The sequence below is a fragment of the Enterococcus sp. CSURQ0835 genome (assembly GCF_902706605.1).
Lineage (GTDB): Bacteria > Bacillota > Bacilli > Lactobacillales > Enterococcaceae > Enterococcus_A.
On record NZ_CACSLH010000008.1, the window covers coordinates 38510 to 51350 of the forward strand.

The window sequence follows — 12841 nt, forward strand, 5'->3', positions numbered from 1 at the left end:
AACAAAATCCTTCCTAGCAACCAACTTTTTATAATTGGAAATAGGCAAAAAAGCAGAACAAGAGTTAACTCTTGTCCTGCTCCAAAAATTATTTTGTTTCAAACCCTTCCGCAACAGCTTCCGGATAATTTTTTTCAACTAATTCGGCACAACTGCCACATAGTTCTGGTAATTTTTCATCACTGCCAACATCTTTTTTGACTTGGCGGCAACGTTCGCAGACATGCCCTGGTGCTTTTTCAACGACGAAAGCAACATCTTCAAAGACTACCGCGTTCTCAGGCGCCGCACCACTTGCGACTTCATAGTAGTCCGGTGAGACGATCAAGAGTTGCGCCACGTTTTCATCTAACGCTTCTAACAAGTCACGAACTTGTTCATTCGGATAAACGGTTAACTTCGCTTCCAGCGATTTGCCGATCACTTTTTCATTCCGAGCTGCCTCTAAAGCTTTTAAGACTTTGTCGCGGAAATCCATGAAAGCTGCCCACGTGTCCAGGAGTTCCCCTTGGTTCGGAAATTCTTCATAGCTTGGGAATTCAGCTAATTGCACATAGTCTTCCTCTTCTTTTAAATACGACCAGATTTCTTCAGCCGTGTGAGGGATCACTGGTGTCAATAATTTCGTCAAGGCGACTGCTGCATTGTAAAAGACAGTCTGCATGCAACGTCGTTCATAACTATCAGCGGCTTGGATGTAGACGACATCTTTGGCAAAATCCAAATAAAAGGCTGACAAGTCACTCGTTAAAAAGTTCATGATCGTGCGGTAAATGTGCATGAAATTATATTTTTCATAGCCGTCAGCGCGAACTGCTTTGATGACTTCATTCAAACGGACTGTCATGTATTTGTCGACCGAGCGCAAATCAGCATACGCCACAGCGTCTTTAGCTGGTTCAAAGTCTGTCGTATTCGCTAATAAGAAGCGAAGCGTGTTCCGGATCTTGCGGTACGTTTCAGCGACTTGTTGCAAGATATCCATCGATACCCGCACATCAGCTTCATAATCGACACTTGAGACCCACAGTCGTAAAATATCGGCTCCCATTTGTTTAATCACTTTGTCTGGTGCGATCGTATTGCCCAGTGATTTACTCATTTTGCGACCTTCACCATCTAACGTGAAGCCTTGTGATAAAACAGCTTTGTAAGGTGCTACGCCATTGATGGCAACACTAGTCGTGATACTCGAGTTGAACCAGCCACGATATTGGTCAGAGCCTTCCAAATACATATCTGCTGGGAACGTCAAATTGTCCCGTTGTTTCAAGACTGCTTCATGGGAAGAACCAGAATCAAACCACACGTCCATGATATCTGTTTCTTTGGTGAAAGTCCCATTTGGTGAACCGGGATGTGTGAAGCCAGCTGGTAATAAATCTTTCGCATCCCAATCAAACCAAATACTTGAACCGTGTTCTTCAAATAATTGCGCGATGTGTTCCGTCGTTTCTGGTGTGATGATGGCCTCACCATTTTCCGCATAAAAAATTGGAAGTGGTACGCCCCATGCCCGTTGCCGAGAAATGACCCAATCACCACGGTCGCGGATCATGTTGTACAGCCGTGTTTTGCCCCACGGAATGATCCAATCGACTTTTTCTACTTCGTCTAAAATATTTTGGCGGAATTTATCGATCGAAGCAAACCATTGTGGCGTTGCTCGGAAGATGACCGGTTTTTTCGTCCGCCAATCATGCGGGTAGCTGTGGGTGAAGAATTCTAATTTTAACAGCGCACCTTTTTCTTTTAATAAATCGGTGATCATCGGATTGGCTTTGTCATAAAAGACACCTTCAAAGCCTGGTGCTTCAGCCGTCAGCATTCCTCGGCTATCAACGGGCGATAAGACTTCTAAATCATATCTTTTCCCAGCGATATAGTCGTCTTCCCCATGTCCTGGTGCGGTGTGAACTAAACCAGTCCCGGCATCTAACGTCACGTGGTCGCCTAAGATGACTAATGACTCCCGATCATAAAACGGATGTTGCGCGGTCATGTATTCCAGCTCAGTACCTTTGAATTCTTTGAGCACTTCTACGTTTTCCCAATTCAGTTCAGCTTTGACCGTATCCAACAAGTCTTTTGCGATCACAAATTTTTTCCCGTCCGCGTTGACTAACACGTAAACGTATTTCGGATTGACTGCGATCGCTTCATTAGCAGGTAGTGTCCATGGTGTTGTCGTCCAAATGATGAACGATGTATCCGTGTCTAATAATCCTTTACCGTCTTTGACTTTGAACGCCACGAAGATCGAAGGTGATTTGACATCTTTGTATTCGATCTCAGCTTCCGCTAAAGAGGATTCGGAAGAGGGAGACCAATAGATCGGCTTCAAACCTTTATAGATGTAACCTTTTTCTGCCATCTTCCCAAAGACGCGGATCTCAGCAGCTTCATAATCTGGTGAAAGCGTCAAATACGGATGATCCCACTCACCAGCAACACCTAAACGTTTGAAATCTTCTCGTTGTTTATCCACTTGCGACAATGCGTACTCGCGACATTTCGCTAAATATTCAGTCCGGGTCATCTCTTTGCGTTTAACACCTTTATTGGCTAACACTTGTTCGATCGGTAAGCCGTGAGTATCCCAACCTGGAACATACGGCGCACGGAAACCTGACATTGATTTTGAGCGGATGATGATATCTTTACTGATTTTATTCAGTGCATGACCGATATGAATATTCCCATTGGCGTAAGGCGGTCCATCATGTAAGACAAAACTTGGCTTACCTTCATTTAATTGTTGCCGCTTTTCGTAGATTTTATTTGCTTCCCACTCTTTTTCCCAATCAGCTTCTCGATTTGGTAAATTACCTTTCATCGGGAATTTTGTTTTGCCAATGTTCAACGTTTCTTTCATTTTCACGATTCGATCGACTTCCTTTCCAAAGTTAAACTTAACTTAGCTAACCACTTCTAGCTTAAAAATAATTTTCTACCACTAGAACGATCCGTCGCTTAAAGGCTAGCTTAATAAAAAAAAACGACAAGCTCCTCGTCGGGACGAGCTTGTCGTGGTACCACCCAAATTTGAAATCCATAGATCTCCTCAAATCATCGTTAACGAGATGAATCGTTACTTGCTACTTGTAGTTCACAAATAAGCTTCATAGAGGATCTGGCTTAATCACAGGGTCTGTTGCACTCGCACTTTCTGCAACTCGCTAAAAGAATGAGATCAGCTTTTCTGTTCTATGCGTTACTTTCTTTTTTTAATTCTGGGATATCGATCGTCAGTCCAGCTTTGCGGCGCGCTTGTCGTGTTGGCTTAGGTGCATCGATCGTTTCCGCTTTAGCAACTGCGGAAACCTCAGACTTTTTTACCGCGTCACGATCGATCTCAGTTGCTTCCGCTGATTTTTCTTCAACCGCTTGAGCTTGGTCAGTTGATTCAGCTGTTTGTAAAGTCACTGCTTCAGTCACTTCTGCTGGTTGTTCTGAGTGTACAGCAGTCGTTTCACCCTTGTCAAGTTCTTCGCCTAAGATTTGTTTGATCTCAGCGTGACCATCGACAAAGTTCGACATCGGGGTCAAGATATCATCCCAGTCCCCACTTTTGGCTTGCTCTAATTGAGTTTCCAACAATAATAATAATTGTTGGTGGAACACGCGCGTTTTTTTCTTCAAGTCGTTCGTCTCAGTTGCTAATTGGCGAGCTTGATGGGTTGCATCAGCTAAGATCTGATTTGCTTTTTCTTCGGCTGTTGAAGTTAACAAATGCGCTTTTTTCTCAGCATTCGCGATCATTTCATCAGAACGATTTTGAGCAGATGAGATCATGACTTCTGATTCTTTGCTGGCAGAAGATTTTACTTTGTCAGCAGTATCTTGTGCTACTACGATCGATTGGTTCAACGCTTCTTTTAATTCATTGAAGTATTCTAATTTTTCTTGTGAGTGCTTCAAAGATTTCTCCAGCTCACGATTTTTGGTCAATGTGTCTTCGTAATCGCGGACGATCATATCCAAAAAATCATCGACTTCATCTTGATTGTAGCCGCGCATTTTGGTTGAAAAAGCTTTATTTTGAATATCTAAGGGGGTTAATGCCATGTGTTTTTTCACCTCTAAAATTTATTTACGTAACACGCCTAACTGTAAGCGGATCTTGCCTTTTTTGGTCGTGCCTTCGATACCTTGGATCTGGATTCGGCCAAAGCCGCGGATCGAAACGATATCTAAAAGATCCAAGCTGTAATCGGGCCGCTCATTGGGCATCCAATTGACTTTGATCTTGCCAGACTCGACTAATTGTTTTGAACGCTGGCGGGAAATATTGTAGACCGTTGAGATCACTACGTCTAACCGCAATGAACTAGCCGTCGCACTTTCTTCCGTCCAGCTGTCTTTTGGTACGATCAACTCCGTATACGGCCGCTCTTCAAAGTGGACCGTGACTTTCCCGATCTTCGTAACTTGTGTTTCAATGTAATTTGCGATTTCATTTGCTAAAAAAACTTGCCAGCGTTCACCGTCAGAAATGATATCACCGAAAAATTCACGTTTCACACCGGTACTCATCATCGTGCCTAAAATTTTTCCATGGGATAACTGCGCGAATTTGTGGGGATATTTGATTTCGATCATCACCAGTTCAAAATCAGCGTCAGTCGGTTCATAATATTCAGGATAGATCAGACAACGACAACGTTCTGCTTGTTCGTACCCGCCATAAAATTTAAATTGCAGTTCACTATTTTCACGAATCAACGTTTCTAAAATATACGCTTGGCGCGGATCTAAAAAATTGGTCAAGTAAGGAGCATATTGACTTTCCACTTGTTCCAGCCAATCGCCGACCGCATCGATAAAAGGATGCTCTTCTGGCCGAAAGTGCTGATAAACATTCGTATTCAAGTTTTCTCCTCCTCTCCCTTTTTAATAAATGAACATATACGCCAGCCGATCGATGACCCGCATCAAAATATTCAACGCGAAAATCGCGACCATGATGGAAAAATCGATCCCGGCAAATTGCAAAGGTAACCGTTGGAACAACCGTAAAAATGGTTCACAGATCTTGCCTAAAAGCTGACCTAATTTTGATTGATACGCTCCAGGAAACCATGACATCAGCGCATAGACGATCAATAAAATAGAATAAAGATAAACGATACGATTAATAAGTGCTAATAATTGGATAATGATCAAATAAGTTGCTCCTTTACATGCCTAAGCCGAAGATATCTTCTTCTTGCAAATTGCGTAACGTTGAACGATCGATCTCAACATTTGGCGGCGTACAGATAAACATCTCGCTGCCAATACGTTTGATATCCCCATCTGCCATAAAGACGACACCCGTCAAAAAGTCCACGATCCGACGTGCCTTCATTTCATCAATCGATTGGAAATTCACTAAGACAGCTTCACCAGCTTCGATCTTTCGAGCAATCGCCATCGCTTCTGAATAAACTTTGGGCTCAACGATTGCGATCTTGCGGTGTGCTTCTTTGCGATTAGGCCGCGTCGCTTGTTGATTGATCGCTGCCGTTTGAGTTTGCATCGTGTTCGCAGCTTTTGCTTTTAGCGGTCTTGTCTGCTGTACCGCTTGTTTTTGAATCGGTTGTACCGGCCGCGCGTTTTCTGGACGAGTCGTTGCTTGTGGTTTTTGCATCGCTACGACTTTAGCTGGCGCTGGTTGTTTTGCTGGCTGCGGTGTTGCTGGACGAGCGGCGGGACGATATGTAGATTGCGATTGGACCGGACGACGTGTTTCTTTTTTTGCTTTTACCGGCTGCTGTACCGGTGCTTCATACGTTTCTTCTTCTGACAAGCCGAAAAATTCAGAGATCTTTGATAAACTAAATGCCATAATTTGATCCTACCTTTCTTTAAATAATGCAGTACCGATCCGGACAAAGGTCGCGCCTTCTTCAATCGCTAGCTTAAAATCATGACTCATTCCCATGCTCAATTCAGTACAGGTCGCAACTTGTTTTTGCGTCGTTTGCTGCAACGTTTTTAAGCGGTGGAAGACATCTCGGATCTCAGCTTCCGCGGCATGAAGCGGTGCCATCGTCATCAATCCGACGATTTTAATTTTTTCAAGTGTTTGAAGTGCGGCGATCAATTCTGGTAATGCTTGTGGGGTGATCCCGTGTTTGGATTCTTCCCCTGAGACATTGACTTCGATAAAACATTTGATGGGCCGTGCCGCTCTTTTTTCGATCTCTTCAGCTAAACGCAGACTATCTAACGCGTGAAAATAATCGATCTCGTTGATGATCTGTTTGACTTTGCGGCGTTGTAGATTACCGATCAAATGCCACGTCAGATCATGATCAGCTAAGGCCGCTTTTTTGGCTAACAATTTATCAACCCGATTTTCGGCCACATTCGTTACGCCTAGCTCGACTAGTTCACGTGCTTGATCGGCTTCAACGCTTTTAGTGACAGCAACTAGTGTAACGGCACTTGCATCACGAGAAACAAGAGCACACGACTCCTGGATCTCTTGCTGAATGTCGTGCAAGTTATCAGCAATCATCTGCTCTTCCCCCTTAACTTTTATTTACGGCGACGGAAAAATGGTGGTGTATCTAACTCATCTTCGTCGTCAAGTTTTACTTCATCACGATGGAACGTGTCAAAATCTTTTTTCTCAACACTATCAAATTTTGAATCATCCACTCGTGGGCGCACATTTTCTTCTTTTCTAATATCCCAGTCACCAAAAGCTGAACGTGAATCTGAATCGGTTGTTGGTGTTGGCTCAACTTCTTGTCTTGGAGCAGGAGCTGGGGTTTTTACGACTTGACTAGTACGTTGTTGCGCTGGACGACTAGCCTTACGCTCTTTTTTTGTTGGATCAATCCCTGTTGCGATCACCGTCACGCGGATTTCATCGCCCAATTCTTCACTGATTGAGGTCCCTAAGATGATATTCACATCCCCAGTTGCAGCATTGGCTACAATATCAGAAGCATCTTGCGCTTCAAATAATGTCATATCCAAACCACCTGTGATGTTTAGTAGGACTTGTTCTGCACCATCAATTGATGTTTCAAGCAATGGTGATGAAATAGCTTTTTTCGTTGCTTCAACGACCCGGTCTTCACCAGAAGCAACACCGATCCCCATCAAAGCAGTTCCTTGGTTAGCCATGACCGTCTTCACATCAGCAAAGTCCAAGTTGACATACCCTGGTGCTGTGATCAAATCAGAAATTCCTTGGACCCCTTGACGTAACACATTATCAGCTTCGCGGAATGCTTCTAACATCGGCGTCTTTTTATCAACGACTTCTAATAGGCGGTTGTTTGAGATGATCAAAAGCGTATCCACGTTTTCTTTCATCAAAGCAATACCTTCTGCTGCAAAGCGACCGCGTTTTGGTCCTTCAAAACTAAATGGTCGCGTCACGACACCCACTGTCAACGCGCCTAAATCTTTGGCGATGTTAGCCACAACTGGTGCAGCACCAGTTCCGGTTCCGCCACCCATTCCGGCTGTGATGAAGACCATGTCTGCGCCTTCTAACGTTTCCCGAATTTGCTGTTCGCTTTCTTCCGCTGATTTTTGACCAACTTCAGGTTGTGAACCAGCTCCTAGTCCCCGCGTATATTTAGGTCCTAATTGGATGACTGTTTCAGCTTTTGAATTTTTTAATGCTTGCACATCAGTGTTGGCAGCGATAAATTCGACGCCTTTTACGTTTTCTTCGATCATGCGGTTGATCGCGTTACCGCCGCCACCGCCGACGCCGATAACTTTTATAATCGCGCCTTCATTAATATTGTTATCTAATGAGAATTCCATGCTTTTTTCCTCCTAAAGAATTAATCAAAAATGTTTGAGAAGAAATCTTTGATCTTCCCGGTCACTTTTTCATCGTTTTTTGGTTTCGGCTTACTTGGTTGTTGCTGTTCTTCTTCGTACTCTTCAGCCGCTTCGTAATCATCGTAGACCGGTGTTTGAGTAACGACTGGCGCACTTGTTTGTGATGATACCGCTTGTGATGTCTTATCCCCTGTGACCGCTGTTTTGGCCAATTGGTAAACTTCACTTAACTCAGCTGCATAATTGACTAAGCTGATGACATTCGTGAAGACTGGATTACGTAAGCCCATTTGATTAGGCACGTATAATTTGACGTTAGTTTCAAAGATTTCTTCAGCTAAATCAACAACACCTGGTAAACTAGCTGCACCACCAGTCAAAATGATCCCGCCTGGAAGATCCAACGCATCGATGGAATCTAATGCTTTTTTCGCTTTTCTGAAGATCTGTTCTAAACGCGCTTCGATGATCTCGGATAAATAGCGTTCATCGACTTTGACTGGATCAGTCTTACCGATCACATCCACCGGGAATTCTTCGTTAGCGGACGTTCGTTCCGGATACGCATCGCCATAATTGATCTTCAATGTCTCGGCGTTTTGGAAAGAAGTGTTCAAGACAATCGAAATGTCTTTGGTGACATATTCGCCGCCTTCTTGATCTACATGCGTAAACTTCAACTGATCATCATGAATGACTGCAGTCGTCGTTTGACCACCACCCATGTCGATCACGATCGTCCCAAAGTCTTTTTCGCCTTCTGACAAGATCGTTTCGGTTAAAGCCAGTGGTGTGATGATCGTTTGTGAAACTGCAAGACCGGCTTTTTCGACACACTTGTGAATATTGTGGACGACTGTTTTAGGTCCGGTAAAGATCAGACCTAGCATCTCCAATCGGACACCGATCATGCCCCGTGGATCTTTGATACCTTCAAAGCCATCAACGGTAAATTCTTGTGGTAATAAAGCGACGATTTGACGTTCTGGCGGCACCGAGCGGACCATTGCAGCTGCGGCGACATTGCGAACATCTTCATCCCCGATCTCTTTTGAATCATTGTTCACTGCGATCATGCCTTGACAAGGTTCAACTTCTAGAAGGTTAGCTGGCAATCCCACACTGACACTTTTGATTTGAATCCCGGCCTTTTCCTCGGCTTGTCTTACTGCTCGTTGGATCGCTTGGACCGTCTTGTCGATATCCACGATGATCCCACGATTGATTCCTTCTGATTTTGCATTTCCTACACCAATGATATTCATTTGGCTATCGATGTATTCAGCAACGACGACTTTGACCGACGTCGTACCGATATCAAGGCCTACATACATTCCTGCTTTTGCCATGAATGGGATTTCCCTCCTACTTTACTTCTGTTATGTTATCTAAGACTGAGAGTTTGCTTTTTTAAAGCCAGAAATATATTCCATGTAAATATATTCACTGGGATTAATTCTACCACAATTTACTACCATTGATAAAGCAGATTCGTTACTTTCTTGTGACAAATTTATTCATTTTCCTTTAATTCTTGTGAGTAGCTAGTGGTATTTTGCTGCGAGCTTTTAGTTTTTTTTTTCGTGCGGATACGGATAGCTGTAGATCCCTGCTTCCATATCGACGACGCCTTGCATTTTCGCCTTGTTCATTTGTTTGACGACTTGTGGGTAATACTTCATCTTTTGATCCAATTCAGTGATGCTGACTAAGACTTGATTGCCATCATTCATAAAGATCTGCAATAGCTCATCGTTTTCTGTCGTTGGCGCGAATTTGATCTGCGAGATACCTTGTTGGATCTCTTCAGATAATTTTTTATAGCGTGACAAAACGGCTAAGATCCGTTTCGAGCCTTTGAAATTTTCTAAGATCGGCAAATCTCCCGCGGCTTTTTTTTGATCGACAGGCATGATCTGACCGTTTTCAATGATCGGGGAGTACTTCCCATTGTGTTCTAAAAAGGCCACTTCTTTATACTCCGTTACGTTGATCACGAATCGATTAGCACCATTGAATGTGATCGCTGCGTTTTTGATCCGTGCTTCTTTTTTCTTCAATTGTGCGACTTTAGCTTGCCGCTCAAAATATTGCGGCCACAAATTCTCCCCCACTTGAAGATCGACCGTTTTTTCGATCGCCGCTTTTGAAACGTGTTCATTATTTTCAACGCGAACACCTGCAAGCCGGCTAAAAGGCGAGATGTAATACCCCAACACAACGAGCGGAAGTAAAAACATTCCGATCAACAGCCCCATCCGTTGATATAACTTCCGATCTTTCGGCAGTCGATCGAAAAAAGGTAACTTCTCTTCTAAATCGTCGGTCGTATCAGCTGGTTCGTCAATCGGGACCGGTGGCGCATCAGCAGGAAAAACTTTTTTCTCCGCTGATTTTTCCGCTGGTAAGTTTTCTGCTGGAGCTGATCCTTTTTCAGCTTCTGGCGCTTTTTTCTCCGCCTGTTTTTTAGTTTCGGCAGCTTTTTTCTTCATATATTCAAGGTTGGCTTGCTGCCACGGTGTCAGCGGGCGTTTTTTCGGTTGTTTTCCCTCATTTTTGCTGATGATCCTCACCACCTTTTAAATGATTTGGTTAACTAAGTGCAATAGACGTTCCGCAGCATCGGGAATGCCTTCTTTTTTCGAAGCTTGTGCCATCGTTTCTTTTAACTCGGCGTCTCCCATGATCTCATCAACTGCAGCCACCAAGTTATCTGCTGAAAGTTCGGCATCAGTGATCATTTTCACAGCACCGACAGCAACGAGGCTCTGCGCGTTTTTAGTTTGGTGGTCGTTGGTGACATACGGACTGGGGATCAAGATCGCCGGTAAGCCCAGCGCGGTAAATTCCGCAATCGAAGTCGCCCCGGCTCGCCCAATCAATAGATCGACATTGGCCATCACATCCGTCATATTTTTGATATACGGCTGGATCGATAAATTACTGGCTGTCTGACCTGTTAAGGTTTTTTGTAAATCGGCGTAATAGCGTTCGCCTGAAGCGTACAAGACTTGATAATCTTTTTTGGCAAATTGCGGCAGTGCACTGGCGACTGCTTGATTGATTTTTAACGCACCTTGGCTACCACCAAAGATCAAAACTGTCGGCTGATCTGGATTCAATTGATATTCTTGTAAAACTTCTGATTTGCCGCTGGTCACGACTTCTTGCGCCCGCGGATTTCCGACTAAAACCGTTTTTTTAGCTGGAAAATATTGGGCTGCATCAGGAAAACAAATCGCGACTCGATCTACGTAACGGCTCAAAAATTTATTGGTGATCCCCGGCACACTGTTTTGCTCGTGCACGATCGTCGGGATCTTTAATTTAGCAGCTGCATACACGACCGCTCCGGAGACATAGCCACCAGTCCCGATCACAACATCTGGTTTGAATTCACGAATGATTTCTTTCGCTCGTTTGATGCTTTTCAAAAACAATTGAACGGTTTTGACGTTGTCTAATGACAAGCTACGTTTGAAACCTTGGATCTTGATCGTTTTAAATGGGATGCCGCTTTCGGGAACGATTTTATTTTCTAACCCGCGATGGGTCCCAACATATAAAAATTTGGCATCTGGCTGCAATTTTTCCACGTAGCGGATAAAGGCTAAAGCGGGGTAGATATGGCCGCCTGTGCCACCACCGGTCACTAAGATTCTCATGGATTCACCCTACTTTTCTAAATTTTTCACGGCTTGCATAAACTTGTCACCGCGAATCTCAAAATTTTTGTATTGATCCCAACTAGCATTGGCTGGTGAAAGTAAAATACTATCTCCTGCTTCACTTAATTCATACGCTAGTGGAACAGCTGTCTCGGCATTTTCAGTGAAAATGATTTTTTCGACTCCGGCACGTTTGGCGGTCTCAGCTAACTTAGCTTGCGTCTCACCAAAGACAACGATCGCTTTCAACCCTTTAAAGGCTGGTAATAATTCATCAAACCCATTGCCGCGATCTAAGCCGCCTGCTAGTAAGATTAATTTTGCATTATCAAAACCACTGAGTGCCATTTCAGTTGCCAGCGCGTTCGTTGCTTTTGAATCATTATAAAACTTGCGACCATTGATTGTATCGACATATTGCGTTCGGTGGGGAACACCATGGAAAGTTTGCAAGGCTTGTTTGATCGCCTCAGTAGCTACACCTTGGATCTTAGCTACTGCAATCGCAGCTAATGCATTTTCGATATTATGCGAGCCTGGCACACCCAGATCAGCTGCTGCCATGATCAATTCCTCTTTAAAGTATAAATTGCCGTCTGCTAAATAGGCGCCGTCGACTTTTTCAATCGAAGAAAACGGCACGACTTGCGCTTTTGTTTGTTCACTTAAGGCGCGCCATTCTGCATCTTTCCAATTCATCACTAGAAAATCAGCGGCAGTCATGTTTTGTTGGATCTCCCACTTTGCTGCTATGTAATTTTCCCGAGTTTTATGATAATCCAAATGCGCTTCATAAATATTGGTGATCACCGCGATATGCGGATGGAATTCTTGTGTCCCTAACAATTGAAAGCTGGAAAGTTCCATGACCAACTCATCATCTTTAGTCACTTTTTGCGCGACTTCACTAGCCGGATAGCCAATGTTGCCTGCTAGATAAGCTTTTCCCTGTTGACGGTCTTGATTTAAGACAAGTCCGATCATCGTGGTCGTCGTCGTCTTCCCATTAGTCCCGGTAATGCCAATGATCGGGCATTCCGCGATTTGATAGGCCAACTCGACCTCAGTAATGATCGGGATCTGTAATTCTTCGGCTTTTTGAACTAACGGATTGTCATAAGGAATCCCTGGATTTTTCACCATCAAAGCAAAATCTTCATCTAATAATTCGATCGGATGACTGCCGGTTACGACTTTGATTCCCATCGCCAGCAGATCTTGCGCTTCCGGATTTTCCGCAAATGGTTTGCCATCATTTACAGTCACAAGCGCCCCTAACCGATGCAATAACTTGGCCGCACTCATGCCGCTTTTGGCTAAACCTAACACTAATACTTTTTCATTTTTATAACGCTCTACTTGTTTCATCTTGGTCA

At 43.9% G+C, this 12841-nt stretch carries 9 protein-coding genes and 3 pseudogenes; all 12 read right to left on the reverse strand.

What is annotated here, in order from left to right; genetic code table 11:
• Positions 1–88: 88 nt before the first annotated feature.
• The gene (ileS, locus tag GVJ38_RS05020) at positions 89–2881 is read right to left on the reverse strand and encodes an isoleucine--tRNA ligase (RefSeq protein WP_159722084.1); all 2793 of its coding nucleotides are present in this window, start codon (positions 2879–2881) and stop codon (positions 89–91) included.
• 569 nt (positions 2882–3450) lie between these two features.
• Positions 3451–4068 (reverse strand): annotated as a pseudogene (locus tag GVJ38_RS05025) (DivIVA domain-containing protein); the annotation flags it as partial.
• A gap of 21 nt (positions 4069–4089) precedes the next feature.
• Positions 4090–4872, reverse strand: a complete 783-nt coding sequence (locus GVJ38_RS05030; protein ID WP_159722086.1) for a YlmH family RNA-binding protein — start codon at positions 4870–4872, stop codon at positions 4090–4092.
• A gap of 21 nt (positions 4873–4893) precedes the next feature.
• The gene (locus GVJ38_RS05035; RefSeq protein WP_200849459.1) at positions 4894–5163 is read right to left on the reverse strand and encodes a YggT family protein; all 270 of its coding nucleotides are present in this window, start codon (positions 5161–5163) and stop codon (positions 4894–4896) included.
• Between the two features lie 16 nt (positions 5164–5179).
• The gene (locus tag GVJ38_RS05040; RefSeq protein WP_159722088.1) at positions 5180–5830 is read right to left on the reverse strand and encodes a cell division protein SepF; all 651 of its coding nucleotides are present in this window, start codon (positions 5828–5830) and stop codon (positions 5180–5182) included.
• 9 nt (positions 5831–5839) lie between these two features.
• Positions 5840–6505 (reverse strand): YggS family pyridoxal phosphate-dependent enzyme, encoded by a 666-nt coding sequence (locus GVJ38_RS05045; RefSeq protein ID WP_159722089.1) that lies wholly within the window; start codon positions 6503–6505, stop codon positions 5840–5842.
• A 20-nt stretch (positions 6506–6525) separates the two neighbouring features.
• Positions 6526–6696, reverse strand: a pseudogene (locus GVJ38_RS14460) (cell division protein FtsZ); the annotation flags it as partial.
• An 83-nt stretch (positions 6697–6779) separates the two neighbouring features.
• Positions 6780–7776 (reverse strand): annotated as a pseudogene (ftsZ, locus tag GVJ38_RS05050) (cell division protein FtsZ); the annotation flags it as partial.
• 20 nt (positions 7777–7796) lie between these two features.
• Complete coding sequence (ftsA, locus tag GVJ38_RS05055; protein WP_159722091.1) at positions 7797–9146, reverse strand: cell division protein FtsA; 1350 nt, start codon at positions 9144–9146, stop codon at positions 7797–7799.
• Between the two features lie 219 nt (positions 9147–9365).
• The gene (locus tag GVJ38_RS05060) at positions 9366–10370 is read right to left on the reverse strand and encodes a cell division protein FtsQ/DivIB (RefSeq protein ID WP_159722092.1); all 1005 of its coding nucleotides are present in this window, start codon (positions 10368–10370) and stop codon (positions 9366–9368) included.
• Between the two features lie 6 nt (positions 10371–10376).
• Positions 10377–11462, reverse strand: a complete 1086-nt coding sequence (gene murG / locus GVJ38_RS05065; protein WP_159722093.1) for an undecaprenyldiphospho-muramoylpentapeptide beta-N-acetylglucosaminyltransferase — start codon at positions 11460–11462, stop codon at positions 10377–10379.
• A gap of 9 nt (positions 11463–11471) precedes the next feature.
• On the reverse strand, positions 11472–12833 hold the full coding sequence (gene murD, locus GVJ38_RS05070; RefSeq protein ID WP_159722094.1) for a UDP-N-acetylmuramoyl-L-alanine--D-glutamate ligase: 1362 nt from the start codon (positions 12831–12833) through the stop codon (positions 11472–11474).
• Between the last annotated feature and the right edge of the window lie 8 nt (positions 12834–12841).

Excerpts from the sequence above, each read along its gene's own strand:
- GVJ38_RS05045 (WP_159722089.1), bottom strand. The coding sequence starts at position 6,505 with ATGATTGCTGATAACTTGCACGACATTCAGCAAGAGATCCAGGAGTCG.
- ftsA (WP_159722091.1), bottom strand. The coding sequence starts at position 9,146 with ATGGCAAAAGCAGGAATGTATGTAGGCCTTGATATCGGTACGACGTCG.
- GVJ38_RS05040 (WP_159722088.1), bottom strand. The coding sequence starts at position 5,830 with ATGGCATTTAGTTTATCAAAGATCTCTGAATTTTTCGGCTTGTCAGAA.
- murD (WP_159722094.1), bottom strand. The coding sequence starts at position 12,833 with ATGAAACAAGTAGAGCGTTATAAAAATGAAAAAGTATTAGTGTTAGGT.
- murG (WP_159722093.1), bottom strand. The coding sequence starts at position 11,462 with ATGAGAATCTTAGTGACCGGTGGTGGCACAGGCGGCCATATCTACCCC.